This window comes from Lelliottia sp. WB101, assembly GCF_003051885.1.
Classification (GTDB): Bacteria; Pseudomonadota; Gammaproteobacteria; order Enterobacterales; family Enterobacteriaceae; genus Enterobacter; species Enterobacter nimipressuralis.
Genome location: NZ_CP028520.1, coordinates 4,531,068 through 4,550,152, shown reverse-complemented (window position 1 = coordinate 4,550,152; position 19,085 = coordinate 4,531,068). Strand labels below are relative to the sequence as shown.

Sequence of the window (19,085 nt, the reverse complement as noted above, 5' to 3'; positions counted from 1 at the left end):
ATGCCTGTCGCCACCCGGCTGGCAATCGTGTGCGCACGGATATGGAATGAATGTAACAAAATTGCAATAAAGACGTCGGGCGGCCAGTGCAGACGGAATGCTATCTGCACGAAATTCACTATCCTTTGCCACTTTTTTTCTAAAAACTGTTAGGAATTACAGATTCTTTTTTATTCCTTTATCAAAATTCCCGCGCCAGAAATACTGCTCCCATAACAAGAGAGGGGAACAGACATTATGGCAATTTCATCGCGTATAACATTACTCGGCGCACTGGCGCTGTGGGCATTTCAGGCGCAGGCGGTCGATGTGACCGTCGCGTATCAAACCTCCGCTGAACCGGCGAAAGTCGCGCAGGCGGACAACACCTTCGCCAAAGAGAGTGGGGCAAAGGTCGACTGGCGCAAGTTCGACAGCGGCGCGAGCATCGTGCGGGCGCTGGCGTCGGGTGATGTGCAGATCGGTAATCTCGGCTCAAGCCCGCTCGCCGTGGCGGCCAGCCAGCAGGTGCCGATTGAAGTGTTTCTTTTGGCCTCGCAGCTCGGCAATTCCGAAGCGCTGGTGGTGAAGAAAAATATCACTAAGCCCGAAGATCTGATCGGTAAACGCATCGCGGTGCCGTTTATCTCAACCACCCACTACAGCCTGCTGGCGGCCCTGAAACACTGGGGGATCAAGCCGGGTCAGGTGCAGATTCTGAACCTGCAGCCGCCGGCAATTATCGCCGCATGGCAGCGCGGGGATATTGACGGGGCCTATGTCTGGGCACCGGCAGTCAACGAACTGGAAAAAGACGGTACCGTGCTGACCGACTCGGAAAAAGTGGGTCAGTGGGGCGCGCCGACCCTGGACGTCTGGGTGGTGCGCAAGGATTTCGCCGAGAAACATCCTGAGGTGGTGAAAGCCTTCGCCAAAAGTGCCATCGACGCCCAACAGCCCTATATCGAAAATCCGGATGAGTGGCTGAAACAGCCTGCCAATCTGGAAAAACTCTCGCGCCTGAGCGGAGTGCCTGAATCCGACGTGCCGGGGCTGGTGAAGGGCAACACCTATCTGACGCCTGCGCAACAGGTGCAGCAGCTGTCCGGGCCGGTGAATAAAGCGATTGTCGATACCGCCGGGTTCCTCAAAGAGCAGGGCAAAGTGCCTGCGGTGGCGGCGGATTACAGCCAGTTCGTGACCGATCGTTTTGTGAAGTAACGGGAGGCCGTGATGCTGCAAATTACAAACCTGTCCGCCAGCTACGGCGGGAAACCTGCGCTGGACGATATCAATCTGACGCTGGATAGCGGTGAGCTGCTGGTGGTGCTTGGGCCATCCGGCTGCGGGAAAACCACGCTGCTCAATCTGATCGCCGGGTTTGTTCCGTATCAGCACGGCACCATTCACCTGGAAGGTAAACGTGTGGAAGGCCCCGGCGCCGAGCGCGGCGTGGTCTTTCAGAGCGAAGGGCTTCTGCCCTGGCGCAACGTGCAGGAGAACGTGGCCTTCGGTCTGCAATTAGCGGGAGCCGAGCGTGCCGGGCGTCTTGAGACGGCGCGCCAGATGCTGAAAAAAGTGGGGCTGGAAGGGGCGGAAAAACGCTTTATCTGGCAGCTCTCGGGCGGACAACGGCAGCGAGTCGGTATTGCCCGTGCGCTGGCAGCCAATCCGCAGCTGTTGCTGTTGGATGAGCCTTTTGGCGCGCTGGATGCTTTCACCCGCGAGCAGATGCAAACCCTGCTGCTGCGCCTGTGGCACGAAACGGGTAAGCAGGTGCTGCTGATTACGCATGATATCGAAGAGGCGGTGTTTATGGCCACCGAACTGGTGCTGCTGTCATCGGGACCGGGCCGCGTGCTGGAGCGCCTGCCGCTGGACTTTGCCCGCCGCTACGTGGCAGGGGAACCGGTGCGCAGCATCAAATCCGATCCGCACTTTATTGCTCAGCGCGAATACGTGTTGAGCCGTGTATTTGAGCAGCGGGAGGCGTTCTCATGAGCATTGTTTTTAGCGAAAAACGGGCCGGAAAACGTTTCACCCTCCGCTGGCCGTTTTCACGTCAGATCACCCTGAGCGCAGGCACCTTGCTGGTGTTGCTGGCGATATGGTGGGCGGTGGCGGCGCAGCAGTGGGTTAGCCCACTGTTTCTGCCCCCGCCGGGTCAGGTGTTGACGAAATTGGTCTCCATCGCCGGTCCGCAAGGCTTTATGGATGCGACCTTATGGCAGCATCTGGCGGCGAGCCTGGGGCGCATTCTGGTGGCGTTGCTGGCGGCGGTGACCGTCGGTATTCCGGTGGGGATTGCGATGGGGCTAAGCCCGACCGTACGCGGGATCCTCGATCCGCTGATTGAGCTTTATCGGCCGGTGCCGCCGCTGGCCTATCTGCCGCTGATGGTGATCTGGTTTGGTATCGGTGAGACCTCAAAGATCCTGCTGATCTATCTGGCCATTTTTGCCCCCGTCGCCATGTCGGCGCTGGCGGGGGTGAAGAGCGCCCAGCAGGTGCGGATCCGCGCGGCGCAGTCTCTGGGAGCCAGTCGCGCACAGGTGCTGTGGTTTGTGATTTTACCCGGCGCGCTGCCGGAGATTTTAACCGGCTTGCGCATTGGTTTAGGCGTGGGCTGGTCGACGCTGGTGGCGGCAGAGTTGATTGCCGCAACGCGCGGGCTTGGCTTTATGGTGCAGTCGGCAGGCGAATTTCTGGCGACGGATGTGGTGCTGGCAGGGATCGCGGTCATTGCCGTGATTGCCTTTAGTTTAGAACTGGGGCTGCGCGCGTTACAGCGTCGCCTGACGCCCTGGCATGGAGAGATACAATGAGTGAACGTCTGACCATTACCCCGCTGGGACCTTATATCGGCGCGCAGATTTCGGGCCTCGACGTGACGCGCCCCCTGAGTGATAACCAGTTTGAGCAGTTGTACCACGCGGTGCTGCGCCATCAGGTGGTCTTTCTGCGCGAGCAGGCGGTGACGCCGCAGCAGCAGCGCACTCTGGCACTCCGTTTTGGCGATCTCCATATTCACCCGGTCTATCCGCACGCGGAAGGGGTGGAAGAAATTATCGTGCTGGATACCCATAACGATAATCCGCCGGATAACGACAACTGGCACACAGACGTCACGTTTATCGAAACGCCGCCCGCCGGGGCGATTCTGGCGGCCAAGCTGCTGCCGGAAACCGGGGGCGATACTTTATGGACCAGCGGGATTGCCGCCTTCGAGGCGCTGTCGGCGCCGCTGAAACAGCTGCTGAGCGGTTTGCGGGCGGAGCACGATTTCAAGAAATCGTTCCAGGAATATAAGTACCGCAAAACGGAAGAGGAGCATCAGCGCTGGCAGGAGGCGGTCGCAAAACATCCGCCGCTGCTGCATCCGGTGGTGCGCACGCATCCGGTCACGGGCAAGCAGGCGCTGTTTGTGAACGAAGGCTTTACCACCCGAATTGTGGATCTGAGCGAGAAAGAGAGCGAGGCGCTGTTAGGGTTCCTGTTTGCACATGTGACGAAGCCGGAGTTCCAGGTGCGCTGGCGCTGGCAGCAAAACGATCTGGCGATCTGGGATAACCGCGTGACGCAGCATTACGCCAATGCTGATTATCTGCCGCAGCGCAGGATAATGCAGCGGGCGACGATATTGGGCGATAAGCCGTTTTATCGCGCGTCGTAATGGTACCGGGTAGCGCAACGCTTTCCTGCCCTGCGTTTTACAGGCCGGGTAGAGGAAGGCCGCCACCCGGCAAAAGCGTTAAAGATGGGCCTCAATATACCGCTGATACCGGTTCGCCTTCAGATAGCATAAATCCACCAGCACCAGCCCATCCACACAGTTGTTGAACGCCGGATCGCTGCCGAAATCGATAAACTGCACGCCGCCTGGCTCGCACAGTTCGGAATACTGTTTGTAGAGCGGGGGAATACCGCAGCCCAGATTCCCGAGCAGCGACTTGAGCTTTGTTAAATCCTCGACGTAATTCACGCCACCAAACTGCGCCAGTACATCAGGCAATGATGCCGGGTAGGGCTGGCGGGAGGCGGCCAACGGGTGACTGGCCGGGAACCACAGACGGTAAAACGCCACCAGCAGATCCCGTGCGGCGGGAGGCAGCCCACCGGAGATGGACACCGGGCCGAACAGATAGCGATATTGCGGGTAACGCGCCAGATAAGCCCCAATCCCTGACCATAGATAGTCCAGTCCACGGCGGCCCCAGTAGCGCGGCTGAATAAAGCTGCGGCCAAGCTCGATGCCGTGCTCCAGCACGTCCTGCATTTTGTCGTCGTAGTGAAACAGGCTGTAGCTGTACAGACCGTCAAGCCCATGATGCGCAAGCTGTTTTGCGGTGGGGATAAAGCGGTAGGCGCCGACAATTTCCAGCTCTTCGTCATCCCACAGGATCAGATGCAGATAATCATCGTCGTAGCTGTCGGTGTCGCGACGCTTACCGCTGCCCTCGTCCACGGCGCGAAAAGCGATCTCACGTAAACGCCCCAGTTCGCGCAGCAGGGGCGCGTCCTCTTGTCCGTCGCGTTGCCAGAGATAAATCCCTTTGCCATCGGCGGTTTTACCGAGGCATTCAGCCAGCGCCAGCTCGCGTTTTAGCGTGGCCCGATCTTCCGGGCGGGCGATAGCGCACTGGGTTTTGAACCTCCCCGGCAATCCCTTGCCAAGACGCATCACGTGCTGGCGGCATTGCTCGGCCATGTCACGGGGTGAAAGGGTTGAACTGGACCAGTGGCTCCAGGCAATCTGCTGGCCGATTTTTATCGGTAAGGTGCTGTGGCGGCGGCGGAACATCTGCTGCATTAACAGCAGCAGCGAAAGCGTCGGTGAGACCAGCGTGGAGGCATAAAACAGCAAACTGTTATGTGCCTGAATATGAACGGGCAGCAGCGGCGCGCGCAGTTTGCTGGCCAGTTTGATGAAGCCAGAATGCCACTTTTTATCGCGGATACCCTTGCGGGTCGGGCGTGAGACTTCGCCTGCCGGGAAAAAGATCAGCACACCTGCGTTTTGCAGGTGGTTTTCCATCTGCACTAGCGACGATTTCGCCGTTTTTCCGCCCATGTTGTCCACCGGGATAAACAGCGAGTTGAGGGGTTCGAGGTGCGTCAGCATTCGGTTGGTGACCACTTTCACATCGCGACGTACGCGGGAAACCGCATACAGCAGCGCCAGACCATCCAGCGTGCCGGTGGGGTGATTGGCAATAATAATCAGCGGGCCGTATTCGGGGATCTGTTCGAGGTCGCGTGCGCAGAGAGTGCAGAGAATATCCAGATGTTCCAGAATCTGCTCCACCATATCCAGCCCTTTCAGGTGGCGGTGTCGGGCGGCGAACTGCTGGAACTCGTCTTCGTAGAACAGCTTTTTTAACAGGCTTTTTTGCCAGGGGGCGGGCTTCGCCTGAGGCCAGAGATCGTCAAGAACGCTATCGAGACTGAACATGATGGTTTCTCCTGTCGTCTTGCCGAGACAGTAGAAGTACCCGATGTCGTTTGTATGGCAGTTTGATGAAGTTTCGTAGGGGCAGGAACAGGCCGGGCAGGGCGAAGCCGCCACCCGGCACATGGGCGAATTAACGCAGGATTTTCTTCTCGGCCAGATCCAGCGCGAAGTAGCTGAAGATCAGATCTGCGCCCGCGCGTTTGATCGCACCCAGGCTTTCGAGGATCACTTTCTCTTCATCGATCGCACCCGCTTGCGCGGCAAATTTGATCATCGCGTATTCGCCGCTCACCTGGTAGGCACCCAGCGGCAGCTCGGTACGCTCGCGGATGTCGCGCAGGATATCCAGGTAAGCCCCGGCTGGTTTGACCATCAGGCAATCGGCACCCTGGGCTTCGTCCAGCAGGGACTCGCGGATCGCTTCGCGGCGGTTGAGTGGGTTCATCTGATAGGTTTTGCGATCGCCCTTCAGCGCAGTGCCAGCCGCTTCGCGGAATGGGCCGTAGAACGATGAGGCGAATTTGGTGGAGTAGGACATGATCGCGGTATCGGTGAATCCAGCCGCGTCCAGCGCCTGGCGAATCGCCTGCACCTGACCGTCCATTGCCGCTGAAGGCGCAATGAAATCCGCGCCGGCTGCGGCAGCAACGACGGCCTGTTTGCCGAGGTTAATCAGGGTGGCATCGTTATCCACACCGTGATCGCAGAGCACACCGCAGTGGCCGTGAGAGGTGTATTCGCAGAAACAGGTGTCGGACATGACGATCATTTCCGGCACGGCCTCTTTGCAGATACGCGACATGCGCGCCACAAGGCCGTTTTCCTTCAGCGCATCACTGCCGGTGGCGTCCGTGTGGTGCGAGATCCCGAAGGTCATCACCGAGCGGATGCCCGCGTTGGCAATGCGCTCAATTTCTCGCGCCAGGTGTTTCTCCGGAATGCGCATTACGCCCGGCATGGCGTCGATGGCTTTGTAGTCATCGATCTCTTCTTCAACAAAAATCGGCAACACCAGATCGTTCAAACTGAGTGTTGTCTCTTCAAACATAGCGCGCAGCGCGGGGGATTTGCGCAGGCGACGGGGACGTGCAATTAAATCGGTCATGGGATGCCTGATGTCTGTAGAACAATAGCGCATATTGTACCTGAAATGACCGTTCGCTGTTTTACGAAAGTGGTGGTTTTGTTAGAAAAGCGGTGAGTAGTGCAGGGAAAAATGTTGCCAGCAGAGCAAGGGCATCCGGTTATTCTCTATTTGAAAGTAACCTGAGCAAAGCGTTTAATTTATTCATGATATTTCTTAGTGCTGCCATTCCTATTTTTATGACATATTTCATTGGGCATAAATATATTAATTAATATGGGTGAGATCGCATGTAATTCATTGTGTTTATGACGTTTTGATAATTTCTTATTTATATCCGCAGAACTCTTTTTGTTATTTGTCTGGATACGGACTTAATGGAATCATTCATTGAACCTTTTTGAAGTGAGGTCGCATAATTCCCACCGCACGATATTTAGTTGCACTTGTGTTTTTACGGACAAACTTGCTTACGTCCCTGAGGAGGGATTGACTCAATGCAAACATGGAAAAAGAAACTCGCCGTATCTCAAATTGCATTAGCCTGCACGCTGGCTATCGCTTCTCAGGCTAATGCTAAGGACATTTCCGGTACAACATATAATACCTTCGGCTATGACAACACGGTCTCTACCCCCTGGTTTGATGGGTATGCAGACTGGGGATATTCAGACGCCAGCCATGATGGCGATATTTATCCGGTCATCAATAAATCCACCGTGAATGGCGTTATTTCCACGTACTATCTGGACGATGGTGTGGGTGGTCGTGCCAATGCGCTGAGCATTTCAAACAGCACCATCAATGGAATGATCACCTCTGAGTGCAAGTCTGACACCTGCGCAGAGGGATTAGATGCGGACGGTACAACGCATTCTCAGTACGATCGTTTCAGCCTGACAGTAGATAATTCCACCATCAATGATACCTATGAGCATTATGCTTATGACGTTGTGAATGGTGATAAAACCGAAACCCATTATCTCGATACCTATGCCGCAGGTAATGCCATTACGCTGGACACTGAATCCGATATCGTTATCCAGAATAACTCCCACGTTGCGGGTATTACCCTAACTCAGGGTTATCAGCAGGTTGATAATACGCCTTATGATGACGGCGAAGGCGTAGCCAATAACAGCCATGTCTTTACGGATACGCTGGTGGTGAAAGATTCCGTGCTGACTTCGGGTGCCTACAGCGATCTGGGCACCAGCGGTTTCTATGGCCAAAGTGCGAAGCCAAGTGACTATGGCGAAACCAATGCCACAGCGGCGGACGATGCAGCGCTGATTGTTGCATCAAGCGGTGCAGACAACGCCATGCAGACTACCGCGACGTTTGATCACTCCACCGTTACTGGTGACATCCTGTTCTCCAGCACCTTCGATAACAACTTCTTCGAAAATGGCGATCCGGCGACGGATACGACAGATGATGGCGTCTATAACCCAACCACCAACGGCTGGGATGGCACCGATAAACTGGATGTGACCTTAACCAACGGCAGTAAGTGGGTTGGCGCAGCACAGTCCAGCGTTGAAGCTATCGGTACTGCACAGATGTACGGTCTGGGTTATACCGGCGTTGACTGGACTACGCTGTCACCAAATAGCATCTGGCCAGATTCAACCTACGATACTAACGCCCATGTCGCCGGTGAAGAGGTTTATCAGAGCGGCCTGTTTAACATCACTCTGGACAACGCGTCTGAGTGGGACACGCGTAAGCTCTCCAATATCGACACGCTGGCGGTGAAAAACCAGTCACAGGTCAATGTTGAAAACTCTGGGCTGCTGGCTGACAGCATCACCCTCACCAACGGGTCATCACTGAATATTGGCGATAGCGGTGGCGTGGCAACAAACAGTCTTTATCTCGACAGCTACAGCCAGGCTGCGCTGACGGAAGAGACCGCTGAGCTGTATGCCAACACCATTACCGTGGATAACGGTGCGGAACTGGCGCTTGGTCTGGGTCAGGTTGATACGCACAACATGGTGCTGACGGATGGCGGTGTGCTGAACGTGGCGAGCCGTGACTACGTGCTGAATTCCGACCTGAACAACGCTCGTTACGTTACCAACGATAAGAGCAAAGCCGATTACGACTACGGCGTGGTTGCGCTGAACTCCGACGGTCACCTGGCGGTGAACGGCGAAGCCGCAGGTAACTACAAAGTGCGTATCGACAATGCGACGGGTGCAGGTTCCATTGCTGACTATAAAGGCAATGAAGTCATTCGTGTCTATGACAACGATGCAGACACCCAGGCGACCTTCACCGCAGCCAACAAAGCCGATCTGGGCGCTTATACTTACCAGGCGCAGCAGCAGGGCGACAGCGTGGTGCTGCATCAGGAAGAGCTGACTGACTACGCGAACATGGCGCTCAGCATTCCTTCTGCAAATACCAATATCTGGAACCTGGAGCAGGATGCCGTGGGTAACCGTCTGACCAACAGCCGTCATGGCCTGGCAGACAAAGGCGGCGCGTGGGTGAGCTACTTCGGTGGCAACTTCGACGGCGATAACGGCGAAATCAGCTACGATCAGGATGTTAACGGCGTAATGGTCGGTCTGGACACGCAGATTGACGGCAATAACGCCAAATGGATCCTGGGTGGTGCAGCAGGCTTCGCGAAAGGCGACGTGAGCGATCATTCTGGTCAGGTTGATCAGGATAGCCAGACGGCGATGATCTACTCATCAGCGTACTTTGCTAACAATGTCTTTATTGATAGCTCACTGAGCTATACCCGCTTCAATAACGATCTCTCTGCCACCATGAGCAACGGCCAGTATGTGGACGGTAACACCACCACGGATGCCTGGGGCTTCGGTCTGAAACTGGGCTACGACTGGAAACCAAATACTTCTGGTTATGTCACGCCGTACGCCGCTGTGTCTGGGCTGTTCCAGTCTGGCGACGATTATCAGCTGAGCAACGACATGCGTATGGACGGTCAGTCCTACGACAGCATGCGTTATGAAGCAGGTATCGATGCGGGCTATACCTTCAACTACGGTGGCGAGCAGGCACTGACTCCGCACTTCACGCTGGCATACGTTTATGACGATGCAAGCAACGATGCGGATATCAACGGCGACAGCATCGACAACGGCGTGAAAGGGTCTGCTGTGCGTGTTGGCCTGGGCACTCAGTTCAGCTTCACCAAAAACTTCAGCACCTATACGGAAGCGAATTACCTTGGTGGCGGTGATGTTGACCAAAACTGGGGCGCAAACCTGGGTGTGAAATACACCTGGTAATGCCTGAATCGCGGGGAGGTTCCTCTCCCCGCGTTTTTAACTATAACGACAATAATGAAACAGCACCGATAAGTAAGGATAGCTTGAGGTCTGTATGAATCCTGATGCGAAACCCCTTTCTGAATTTAAACGGCTCGAGCAATGTCTGAAAGCCGAGAGCACACCCTTTAAAGCCTCTGCGCATAATATTATTTACCATGAATGCTTCGATAAAGAACAACATACCTTTGTCATACAGACGGGAATAGTGGCAATCCATCGTCGGCCCGACGATCTTCTCCTCGGAATAGTGACGACCCCTTTCATTCTTGGCCTCACGGCGGGAATGATGGAACACCAGCAGGAATATACGATGGTGGCACACTCATCCTGCAGCGGTTTTTATCTTCCGGCCGCCACAGCACGTCAACTTATTCAGCAATCTCATCTTTGGCATGACGCATTTTGCTGGCTGTCATGGATAAATCGAATATTAGAAAAGCGGGATATGCAGCTGGTCGGAAATAACTCCTACAGCCAGATTCGTGCCATGCTACTGGATATGGCGGAATGGGATGAAACACTGCGTTCTAAAATTGGTGTGATGAATCACATTCAGCGCAGTACGCGTATTTCGCGTTCCGTTGTGGCGGAGGTGTTGTCGGCTTTACGCCAGGGTAATTATATTAATATGAACCGGGGCAAACTGGTTAGCATCAACCGTTTGCCCGCAGAATATTAATTCGATCAGGATGCGGGAACGACCTGGGCTTTATTTCCGCTCAGTTCGGCCACCAGATTATTGATCCCATCACTCATATTGATAAACCGGGTATTTGGCGAGCGGGTGACGACCACGAACGCGCCGACATTTGACTGCGGAATCATCGCCATATAGGTGATGAATCCGCCGCCGCCGCCCGTTTTTTGAATAATACCCGGACGTCCATCTTTTGGAGCCATATAGACCCAGCCCATGCCCAGCGCATCGGCTTTGCCTGGGACATCCATGCCAATCACGCGATGAAGCTGATTGCGTTTATAAATCAGGGTCTGCATGCGATCGGCCTGATTGCTGCGGGCGTAGAAATCGGACGAGAGGAACTGCTGCATCCAGCGCATCATATCGCCGGGCGTGGAGTAAACCCCGCCGCTGCCAATCGCTGCCAGGGTGTTATTACACGGGCTTGCCCCTTTCTCCGCCACCATCAGGCGCTTGCACTGATCGGGAGACGGCGTAAAGGTGGTGTCTTTCATCCCCAAGGGCCGTGTGATCTGCTCTTCAAACAGCTGGGTATAAGGTTTTCCCGATGCCGTCGCCAGCGCATCGGCCAGCAGATCGAACGCCAGATTCGAATAGGCGGCCTGAGCACCAGGCGCGGATTTCAGTGTGGCGTTTGTCAGGTAGGTCCAGCGCTGTTCGCGCGTCGGCCAGACGAACACTGGGCGATGCGCCGCGCCGCCGGGCTGTTCACGCGGCAGGGCGCTGGTGTGCGTCGCCAGATTCACCAGCGTAATCGGTGTCCCTTGATAAGAAGGCACGCGCGACCCTGGTGGTGCGTATTTGCTTAAGGGATCGTTGAGTTTGACCACGCCCTGATCGAGCAGCTTCACCAGCATTTCGCTGGTCATTAGCTTGGTCAAAGAGGCAATGCGAATGACCGAATCAAGCTGTGGACGGACATTGCTGCCAGGACGCGTTTCACCAAAACTGCGAAACACACGCTGATTACCATCAATCACGACCAGCGCCATACCCGTTGCGCCACTGCCGTAATAGATAAGATTGGCGTAGCGGTCCGCGATATCAGAAGCGAAAACAGGTGCCGTCAGCGGCTGGGCAGCCTGGACAGACGTTAGGCTCACCGCACACAGCGCGGCGAAGGAAAGCAGACAACGTTTCAACGAAAAGCATCCATGAAGTGAATGAAAGAAGTAATGCGTATTTATACTACTAAACGGCCCGGTGCAAAGGGCCGAATTGCATAACGATAGCGGGAAAAACGTAACCACGGGTAAATAAGAACAATTTCGTTGCAATCAGTCTCCTGTTTTGTGACATCGGGCTTATGATAGGGGCTGGTATGACTCAATTCTTCGGAGACGGTGATGGCTGAAAAACGTGTGGTGATGGTGGTCGATATGCAGCAGGGCGTGTTTGCGACGCCTCGTATTCAACGCGAACAATGCGTTTCGCGAATCAATCAGCTTACGCACGCCGCCGATACGGTGATATTTATTCAGCACATCGAAGCGGGTGGACTGGAGGAGGGGAGCGAAGGTTTTGCGTTGCTGCCTGAACTGCATCAGCCAGCGGGGGCGTTTTATGTCACCAAAACCGCCTGCGATGCGTTCTATCGCACTCAGCTTGAGGCATTGTTAACAGAACACGGTATTCAGCAGTTCGTCATCTGCGGGTGTGCAACCGACTACTGCGTGGACACCACCCTCAAAAATGGCGTGAGCCGGGGCTATCACATCACGGTGGCGGAAGATGCGCATACCACCGCACATCGCCCGGCGGCCGAGGCGCAGGTGCTGATTAAGCACTATAACGAGGTCTGGGGCACCCTTAGCGCGCCGGGTAATGCGCCCACCGTGAAACTCACCGAAACAATTCTTGCCGGATGGCAGGCGAACTAACCTATAAACCACAGGTCTATTTTTTCTGCATGCGCCGGTGAGCGGCGCGTGGCGGGTTTTTCGTGTGGTATTTTGTTGAACACAGCAACGCCATAACAACAAGAAGGAAGCACCATGTTTAAGTCTTTTTTCCCAAAGCCGGGACCCTTTTTTCTCTCGGCGTTTATTTGGGCGCTGATCGCCGTCATTTTCTGGCAGGCGGGCGGCGGTGCGTGGATTGAGCGCATAACCGGCGCAACGGGCGATGTGCCTATCAGCGCGGCGCGCTTCTGGTCTCTCAGCTATCTGCTGTTTTACGCCTACTATGCGCTGTGCGTAGGGCTGTTTGCCCTGTTCTGGTTCAGCTATGCGCCGCATCGCTGGCAGTATTGGTCGATTCTCGGCACAGCGCTAATCATCTTTGTCACCTGGTTTTTGGTGGAGGTCGGCGTTGCGGTCAACGCCTGGTACGCGCCGTTCTACGATCTGATTCAGACCGCGCTCAGCTCCCCGCACAAAGTCACCATCAATCAGTTCTATCATGAAGTCGGGATTTTCCTCGGCATCGCGCTGATCGCCGTCATTATCGGTGTCATGAATAACTTCTTCGTCAGCCACTACGTCTTTCGCTGGCGTACCGCGATGAACGAACACTATATGGCGCACTGGCAGCAGCTGCGTCATATCGAGGGGGCCGCGCAGCGTGTGCAGGAAGATACGATGCGTTTTGCCTCCACGCTGGAAGATATGGGCGTGAGCTTTATCAACGCCATTATGACCCTCATCGCGTTTCTGCCGGTGCTCGTTACGCTCTCCGCGCACGTCCCGGAGCTGCCGATTGTCGGCCATCTGCCTTATGGTCTGGTGATTGCGGCCATCGTCTGGTCGCTGATGGGGACCGGGCTTCTGGCGGCGGTGGGGATAAAACTGCCGGGTCTGGAGTTCAAAAACCAGCGCGTGGAAGCCGCCTACCGTAAAGAGCTGGTCTACGGGGAAGATGACCCCGAACGCGCCTCACCGCCGACCGTTCGCGAGCTGTTTGGCGCGGTGCGTCGCAACTACTTCCGCCTCTATTTCCACTACATGTATTTCAACATCGCCCGCATCTTATATCTGCAGGTTGATAACGTTTTCGGTTTGTTCCTGCTGTTCCCGTCGATTGTCGCAGGTACGATTACGCTCGGTCTGATGACGCAGATCACCAACGTTTTCGGTCAGGTTCGCGGTTCGTTCCAGTATTTGATTGCATCATGGACTACGCTGGTTGAGCTGATGTCGATCTATAAGCGTCTGCGCAGTTTCGAACGCGAGCTGGACGACCAGAACTTGCAGGAAGTGACCAACACATTAGGTTAAAACAGGGAGTTGCTATGCCATTTGCCGTACCACGCGCGTTACCCTTATCACTGCTGGCCGCTCTCGTGCTGGCCGGATGCGCCGACAAAGGTGCCGCGCCGCTGAAAAAGGGCGAAAAGCCTGTTGATGTGGCAAGCGTGGTGCGTCAGAAGATGCCCGCCAGCGTCAAGGATCGCGACGACTGGGCAATCGTGCTGGCGAAAACCTTCAAGAGCCAGAAGATCGCCCCGACCGAGGAGAATATCTGCTCGGTGCTGGCGGTGGCGCAGCAAGAGTCCATGTACCAGACCGATCCGGCGGTGCCTGGGCTTAACAAAATTGCCTGGAAGGAGATAGACCGCCGGGCAGAAAAAATGCACATCCCGGTGTTCCTCGTCCACACGGCGCTCAAAATCACCTCGCCTAACGGCAAAAGCTACAGCGAGCGGCTGGATACGGTGAAAACCGAGAAACAGCTGAGCGCCATTTTCGATGATTTTATCGATATGGTGCCGATGGGGCAGAAGCTGTTTGGCTCGCTCAATCCGGTGCACACGGGCGGTCCGATGCAGGTCAGCATCGACTTTGCCGAGAAACATACCCGCGGCTATCCGTGGGAAATCGACGGCACGGTGCGCCAGGAGGTGTTTTCTCTGCGCGGAGGGCTGTGGTTCGGCACTTACCATCTCCTGAATTATCCCGCCAACTACAGCGCCCCACTGTATCGTTTTGCTGATTTCAACGCGGGCTGGTATGCCAGCCGTAACGCCGCTTTCCAGAATGCGGTAAACCGCGCGACGGGCGTGAAGCTGGCACTGGATGGCGATCTGATTGCTTACGGCAGCAGCGAGGCGGGCACAACCGAGCAGGCGGTGCGCAAACTGGCGATCAAACTGGACATGAGCAACAGCGAGATCCGCCGTCAGCTGGAGAAAGGGGACAGCCTGGCATTTGAGAAAACGGAACTTTATCAGCAGGTGTTTAAGCTGGCGGAGCAGAAGAGTGGCAACGCGTTGCCGAGAGAAGTTTTGCCGGGCATTCAGCTTGAAAGCCCGAAGATCACGCGCAATCTCACCACGGCGTGGTTCGCGAAACGCGTCGACGATCGTCGGGCTCACTGTATGTCACTGAACTAAACGTCAGTGATGACGGCGCCAGCGCAGCACCAGGGCTATCACGCCGAGGATGGCACAGCCTGCGAGAAACGGAATCAATCCGAAGATGGTGCTGACACCTAAACCAATTTCGACATGCGGTCGGCCTGTGTCCTGGACCTGCATCAGGTGTTCATAAACGCCCGGTGCATGCACCAGCATATTCAGAAGCTGTGACCCCGCCCAGAAACAGAACAGCACAAACAGGGCATAGGCGATGTTGCCGGACGTGGAGGTTCTCGGTTTTTTGCCACCAAAAATCGGCTTCGCCAATGTAAAGTCTGCCATAAAAACCTCCCCCTATTTCATTCTGGCAATGTGCCAGTCATACAAGGTGAGTCTGACAGGTCATAGCATTTGTCAATATCAGAATCGTGGTAATTTGGGCCAGGGAATGCTCCTGGTTTAGCAATTTATGTCTTACATCACATTTTGCTGACTTAAGTTAAATTGCGACGCATTTAAGAATTTCCGCATCCGCCACAGACCGCATGAGAAAACTGTGAGAGGATATCTTTTTATTCTGCCGGAGTTGCCATGAAGCTGTCTGCCAAACTACGCCGTGACTGGCATTATTACGCCTTTGCGATTGGCCTGATTTTTATTCTTAACGGTGTCGTTGGGCTGCTGGGATTTGAAGCGAAAGGCTGGCAAACCTATGCGGTAGGGCTGGTGACCTGGGTGATCAGTTTCTGGCTGGCGGGCTTTATTATCCGCCGTCGACCTGAAGAGCCGACGACGGAAACGGTCGAGAGCGCCGAAAAAGCGGATTAACCGTTTACGGAGCTTTTCAGGGCGCTGTCAGCAGCATGACGCTCCAGCGCCAGTTCGATCAGACGGGTGATCAAATCCGGATAACTGATACCGCTCGCCTGCCACAGTTTCGGGTACATGCTGATATTGGTAAAACCTGGCAGCGTATTGATTTCATTGATGATCACGTCATTCTCTGCCGTCAGGAACACGTCAACGCGCGCCATTCCGCCGCAGCCGAGTGCCTGATAGGCTTCAATCGCGATCGCGCGGATCTTGTCATTGATTTCCGGATCCAGCACCGCCGGGACCACTACCTGCGCCCCTTTATCATCGATGTATTTGGTGTCGTACGAGTAGAAATCACTGTTCAGCACCACTTCGCCACAGGTACTGGCTTGCGGGAAATCATTGCCCAGTACCGCGCACTCGATCTCGCGGCCTTTAATCCCTTGCTCAACCACCACTTTGTGGTCAAATTCAAACGCCAGACGCACGGCTTCGGTGAACTGTGCTTCGCTGGTCACTTTGCTAACGCCAACGGAAGAGCCCTGATTCGCCGGTTTTACGAAGAGCGGCAGGCCGAGCTGAGAAGTGATTTGGGCAAAGGTGTAGCGCTGGCGATTGGCGCGCGTGAGCGTCACAAAAGGCGCGATGTTCAGCCCGGCGTCACGCAGCAGGCGTTTGGTCACGTCTTTATCCATGCAAGCCGCAGAGCCAAGGACATCGGAGCCGACGAACGGCAGGTTCGCCATACGCAACATCCCTTGCAGGGAACCGTCTTCGCCCAGGGTGCCGTGTACAATCGGGAAAACCACGTCAATCTGCGACAGCGCTTGCGCATTCCCCGCGTTAATCAGCTGGCCCTGCACGACGCCCGGTACGGTGGCAACGCTGATCTCTGATGGATTCAGCGCGATATGCGCCGGATCGTCTGCGTTCAGCAGATACTGACTGGCATCGTTGACGTGCCACTGGCCCTGCTTATCAATACCCAGCAGTACGACATCAAAACGGCTCTTATCAATCGCATCAACGATATTTTTGGCCGACTGCAGCGACACTTCGTGTTCTGCCGATTTTCCCCCAAAAACAATTCCTACCCGCTGCTTCGCCATCTTCACTTTCTTCCAGTCTGACTCATCAAAGGCCATAACATACCACGATGTTCTGTGGGTTTCGCCGCCTTCTGCCATAATGTTTTGAGCTATTGACGAGGAGGGATTGTGCGAGGGAAAAGTGTGCTGGTTTGTCTGATTGTGGTGGGCGCGGCGGTGATGGGCTATCGCTGGCTGCCGTCGTATTACAACCCGTTTACCCCGCTTTCGCTCGACGATCCGCCGGGGAAAATCAGCCAGTTTAAGCTGCGTCGTTTGACGCCCGAAGCCTGTGTCAGTCTGCTGGAGCAGGCCAATCAAAAACAGCTCATCCAGACCCAGGCGCTGGCGAACAGTGCCGGAGAGTGCCCGCTCAACGGCGTCGTGCGGGTGCGCAGTTTCGGCCCGGTCTCCCTGAGCAGCAGCTTTATCGCCAGCTGCCCGCTGGCCCTGAGTTCCGCGCTGTTTATCCATCAAAAGGCCCGGCCGCTCACTCAGACGATGATGGGCAGCCCGTTGACGCGCGTGGAGCATCTCGGCAGCTTTGCCTGTCGCAATATCTACAACCGGCCTGATGCGCGTCGCAGCGAACATGCCAGCGCCGAAGCGCTCGATATCAGCGCGTTCCAGCTGGCAGACGGCGAGCGGGTGACGGTGCTGCGCGGCTGGCGCAACGACAAAACACAGCCCTGGCTGCGCGCGCTGCTGAGTGCCAGCTGCGATTACTACGGTAACGGGCTTGGGCCGGAGTATAACGCGGCGCACGCCAACCATTTTCACCTCGGAATGCGTGGTTTTGGCCTCTGCCGTTAAAGCATAATTCACCACCAAAAAGTGGATGATTTGTGACTTGTTTCACAAATATGATGACTGGGGAGATAAAACACCAAAGTTGTCGCTGCCGCACCTCTGGCGCTACGTGATGTGACGCAACTTGCTAATCTGTCGGCGAATTCGCCTAAAAATGAAGAGTTTGCCTGTTATGGAATCCTGGAAAGTCAACCTTATATCTGTCTGGTTTGGCTGTTTTTTCACCGGTCTTGCGATCAGCCAGATTTTGCCCTTCCTGCCGCTGTATGTCTCCCAGCTCGGCGTGTCGTCCCACGAAGCGCTGTCGATGTGGTCGGGTCTGACCTTCAGTATTACTTTCCTGGTTTCCGCCATTGTCTCGCCCATGTGGGGCAGCCTTGCGGATCGTAAAGGGCGCAAGCTGATGCTCCTGCGCGCCTCGCTGGGGATGGCGATCGCCATCCTGCTGCAGGCCTATGCCACTAACGTCTGGCAGCTCTTTCTCCTGCGCGGCCTGATGGGGCTGACGTCCGGTTATATTCCTAACGCGATGGCGCTGGTGGCGTCACAGGTTCCGCGCGAGCGCAGCGGCTGGGCGATCAGCACACTCTCCACCGCGCAAATCAGCGGCGTCATTGGCGGTCCGCTGATGGGCGGTTTTCTGGCTGACCACGTCGGCTTGCGCGCGGTGTTTTTCATCACCGCGATGCTGCTGGTGGTGAGTTTTCTGGTGACCTTGTTCCTCATTAAAGAGGGCGTGCGCCCGACGGTCAGCAAAGCCGATCGCCTGAGCGGTAAAGCGGTTTTTGCCACGCTGCCATACCCCGGCCTGATGATCAGCCTCTTTGTGACAACGCTGGTGATTCAGCTGTGCAACGGTTCCATCGGGCCGATTCTGGCGCTGTTTATCAAATCCATGGCGCCGGACAGCAACAATATTGCGTTCCTGAGCGGCATGATCGCCGCCGTGCCAGGCGTTTCCGCGCTGATCTCTGCCCCACGACTGGGTAAGCTCGGGGATCGTATCGGGACGGCGCGGATATTAATGGCGACCCTGATTATCGCCGTGGTGCTGTTTTTCGCGATGTCCTTCGTCACCTCGCCGTTCCAGCTCGGCGTGCTGCGCTTCCTGCTCGGATTTGCCGATGGGGCGATGCTGCCTGCGGTACAAACCCTACTGGTGAAATACTCAAGCGATCAGGTCACCGGACGTATCTTTGGTTATAACCAGTCATTTATGTATCTGGGGAATGTCGCAGGCCCGTTAATGGGCGCCACCGTTTCCGCGATGGCCGGATTCCGCTGGGTATTTGCCGCTACGGCAGTGGTGGTGTTGCTGAACGTTATCCAGCTCGCGATAGCATTACGCCGTCGCCGTCAGAAAATGGCGAATATCGCGAAGTAAAGAAGATATATTATGTATTAACTCAAAATAGGCGCTGTTATCAAAAATAATGGCGCCTGCTTTCTACTATTTTGCTGCCACGCAATCAGTTTTTATAATAGCAAAACGTTTCGCTGACGATAAATCATCGTTATTTGCGACATAGCGTGTTTTTTCATAAAGAT

17 protein-coding genes are annotated in these 19,085 nt (G+C 55.4%); 12 read left to right on the top strand and 5 right to left on the bottom strand.

Annotated elements, in window-relative coordinates:
- Positions 1 to 237: 237 nt before the first annotated feature.
- Genes tauA through tauD form a run of 4 tightly spaced genes read left to right on the top strand, consistent with a single transcriptional unit; the run spans position 238 to position 3,652 of the window.
- Entirely contained in the window at positions 238 to 1,200 is a 963-nt protein-coding gene (gene tauA / locus DAI21_RS22030; RefSeq protein ID WP_095280932.1) for a taurine ABC transporter substrate-binding protein, read from the top strand.
- Between the two features lie 12 nt (positions 1,201 to 1,212).
- Positions 1,213 to 1,980: a taurine ABC transporter ATP-binding subunit gene (gene tauB / locus DAI21_RS22025; protein WP_107704177.1), complete on the top strand. Its 768-nt coding sequence runs from the start codon at positions 1,213 to 1,215 to the stop codon at positions 1,978 to 1,980.
- On the top strand, positions 1,977 to 2,804 hold the full coding sequence (gene tauC, locus DAI21_RS22020) for a taurine ABC transporter permease TauC (protein ID WP_107704176.1): 828 nt from the start codon (positions 1,977 to 1,979) through the stop codon (positions 2,802 to 2,804). Before tauB ends, tauC begins: the two co-directional genes overlap by 4 nt.
- A complete protein-coding gene (gene tauD, locus DAI21_RS22015) occupies positions 2,801 to 3,652 on the top strand; it encodes a taurine dioxygenase (protein ID WP_107704175.1) in 852 nt (283 codons plus the stop codon). Before tauC ends, tauD begins: the two co-directional genes overlap by 4 nt.
- 78 nt (positions 3,653 to 3,730) lie before the next feature.
- On the opposite strand, the gene DAI21_RS22010 is transcribed toward tauD, so the two are convergent.
- Both DAI21_RS22010 and hemB read right to left on the bottom strand, forming a co-directional pair.
- A complete protein-coding gene (locus DAI21_RS22010; protein WP_107704174.1) occupies positions 3,731 to 5,431 on the bottom strand; it encodes a lysophospholipid acyltransferase family protein in 1,701 nt (566 codons plus the stop codon).
- A 130-nt stretch (positions 5,432 to 5,561) separates the two neighbouring features.
- Positions 5,562 to 6,536: a porphobilinogen synthase gene (hemB, locus tag DAI21_RS22005; protein WP_100777467.1), complete on the bottom strand. Its 975-nt coding sequence runs from the start codon at positions 6,534 to 6,536 to the stop codon at positions 5,562 to 5,564.
- A 476-nt stretch (positions 6,537 to 7,012) separates the two neighbouring features.
- Here hemB and DAI21_RS22000 point away from each other — a divergent pair, with 476 nt between their 5' ends.
- Together DAI21_RS22000 and DAI21_RS21995 are read left to right on the top strand one after the other, a co-directional pair.
- Complete coding sequence (locus DAI21_RS22000) at positions 7,013 to 9,787, top strand: autotransporter outer membrane beta-barrel domain-containing protein (RefSeq protein ID WP_107704173.1); 2,775 nt, start codon at positions 7,013 to 7,015, stop codon at positions 9,785 to 9,787.
- Between the two features lie 94 nt (positions 9,788 to 9,881).
- Positions 9,882 to 10,508, top strand: a complete 627-nt coding sequence (locus DAI21_RS21995; RefSeq protein WP_102104334.1) for a helix-turn-helix domain-containing protein — start codon at positions 9,882 to 9,884, stop codon at positions 10,506 to 10,508.
- A 5-nt stretch (positions 10,509 to 10,513) separates the two neighbouring features.
- Here the strand turns inward: DAI21_RS21995 and ampH are convergent, their stop codons facing one another.
- Positions 10,514 to 11,671 (bottom strand): D-alanyl-D-alanine-carboxypeptidase/endopeptidase AmpH, encoded by a 1,158-nt coding sequence (ampH, locus tag DAI21_RS21990; RefSeq protein ID WP_102104333.1) that lies wholly within the window; start codon positions 11,669 to 11,671, stop codon positions 10,514 to 10,516.
- A gap of 204 nt (positions 11,672 to 11,875) precedes the next feature.
- Here ampH and DAI21_RS21985 point away from each other — a divergent pair, with 204 nt between their 5' ends.
- The 3 genes from DAI21_RS21985 (at position 11,876) to DAI21_RS21975 (ending at position 14,859) form a co-directional block, all read left to right on the top strand.
- Entirely contained in the window at positions 11,876 to 12,409 is a 534-nt protein-coding gene (locus tag DAI21_RS21985; RefSeq protein ID WP_100777463.1) for an isochorismatase family protein, read from the top strand.
- A gap of 114 nt (positions 12,410 to 12,523) precedes the next feature.
- Positions 12,524 to 13,744, top strand: coding sequence for a peptide antibiotic transporter SbmA (sbmA, locus tag DAI21_RS21980; protein WP_102104331.1), 1,221 nt, complete (start codon positions 12,524 to 12,526; stop codon positions 13,742 to 13,744).
- Positions 13,745 to 13,758: 14 nt separating this feature from the next.
- Positions 13,759 to 14,859: a DUF1615 domain-containing protein gene (locus DAI21_RS21975; protein WP_107704172.1), complete on the top strand. Its 1,101-nt coding sequence runs from the start codon at positions 13,759 to 13,761 to the stop codon at positions 14,857 to 14,859.
- Positions 14,860 to 14,862: 3 nt separating this feature from the next.
- Here DAI21_RS21975 and DAI21_RS21970 read toward each other — a convergent pair whose 3' ends face one another.
- Entirely contained in the window at positions 14,863 to 15,165 is a 303-nt protein-coding gene (locus DAI21_RS21970) for a DUF2755 family protein (RefSeq protein WP_100777460.1), read from the bottom strand.
- Between the two features lie 249 nt (positions 15,166 to 15,414).
- On the opposite strand from DAI21_RS21970, the gene DAI21_RS21965 reads away from it, so the two are divergent.
- Positions 15,415 to 15,651: a DUF2754 domain-containing protein gene (locus DAI21_RS21965; RefSeq protein ID WP_102104328.1), complete on the top strand. Its 237-nt coding sequence runs from the start codon at positions 15,415 to 15,417 to the stop codon at positions 15,649 to 15,651.
- On the opposite strand, the gene ddlA is transcribed toward DAI21_RS21965, so the two are convergent.
- Complete coding sequence (gene ddlA, locus DAI21_RS21960; protein ID WP_102104414.1) at positions 15,648 to 16,748, bottom strand: D-alanine--D-alanine ligase; 1,101 nt, start codon at positions 16,746 to 16,748, stop codon at positions 15,648 to 15,650. The genes DAI21_RS21965 and ddlA overlap by 4 nt on opposite strands.
- Before the next feature lie 108 nt (positions 16,749 to 16,856).
- Here ddlA and DAI21_RS21955 point away from each other — a divergent pair, with 108 nt between their 5' ends.
- Together DAI21_RS21955 and DAI21_RS21950 are read left to right on the top strand one after the other, a co-directional pair.
- Entirely contained in the window at positions 16,857 to 17,540 is a 684-nt protein-coding gene (locus tag DAI21_RS21955; RefSeq protein WP_107704171.1) for an extensin family protein, read from the top strand.
- Between the two features lie 169 nt (positions 17,541 to 17,709).
- Positions 17,710 to 18,921, top strand: a complete 1,212-nt coding sequence (locus DAI21_RS21950; RefSeq protein ID WP_107704170.1) for a multidrug efflux MFS transporter — start codon at positions 17,710 to 17,712, stop codon at positions 18,919 to 18,921.
- Positions 18,922 to 19,085: the final 164 nt, after the last annotated feature.

Bases quoted from the DNA above. Each gene is read 5' to 3' on its own strand.
- tauA (WP_095280932.1), top strand. From the start codon at position 238: ATGGCAATTTCATCGCGTATAACATTACTCGGCGCACTGGCGCTGTGG.
- tauB (WP_107704177.1), top strand. From the start codon at position 1,213: ATGCTGCAAATTACAAACCTGTCCGCCAGCTACGGCGGGAAACCTGCG.
- tauC (WP_107704176.1), top strand. From the start codon at position 1,977: ATGAGCATTGTTTTTAGCGAAAAACGGGCCGGAAAACGTTTCACCCTC.
- tauD (WP_107704175.1), top strand. From the start codon at position 2,801: ATGAGTGAACGTCTGACCATTACCCCGCTGGGACCTTATATCGGCGCG.
- DAI21_RS22010 (WP_107704174.1), bottom strand. From the start codon at position 5,431: ATGTTCAGTCTCGATAGCGTTCTTGACGATCTCTGGCCTCAGGCGAAG.
- hemB (WP_100777467.1), bottom strand. From the start codon at position 6,536: ATGACCGATTTAATTGCACGTCCCCGTCGCCTGCGCAAATCCCCCGCG.
- DAI21_RS22000 (WP_107704173.1), top strand. From the start codon at position 7,013: ATGCAAACATGGAAAAAGAAACTCGCCGTATCTCAAATTGCATTAGCC.
- DAI21_RS21995 (WP_102104334.1), top strand. From the start codon at position 9,882: ATGAATCCTGATGCGAAACCCCTTTCTGAATTTAAACGGCTCGAGCAA.
- DAI21_RS21985 (WP_100777463.1), top strand. From the start codon at position 11,876: ATGGCTGAAAAACGTGTGGTGATGGTGGTCGATATGCAGCAGGGCGTG.
- sbmA (WP_102104331.1), top strand. From the start codon at position 12,524: ATGTTTAAGTCTTTTTTCCCAAAGCCGGGACCCTTTTTTCTCTCGGCG.
- DAI21_RS21975 (WP_107704172.1), top strand. From the start codon at position 13,759: ATGCCATTTGCCGTACCACGCGCGTTACCCTTATCACTGCTGGCCGCT.
- DAI21_RS21970 (WP_100777460.1), bottom strand. From the start codon at position 15,165: ATGGCAGACTTTACATTGGCGAAGCCGATTTTTGGTGGCAAAAAACCG.
- DAI21_RS21965 (WP_102104328.1), top strand. From the start codon at position 15,415: ATGAAGCTGTCTGCCAAACTACGCCGTGACTGGCATTATTACGCCTTT.
- ddlA (WP_102104414.1), bottom strand. From the start codon at position 16,748: ATGGCGAAGCAGCGGGTAGGAATTGTTTTTGGGGGAAAATCGGCAGAA.
- DAI21_RS21950 (WP_107704170.1), top strand. From the start codon at position 17,710: ATGGAATCCTGGAAAGTCAACCTTATATCTGTCTGGTTTGGCTGTTTT.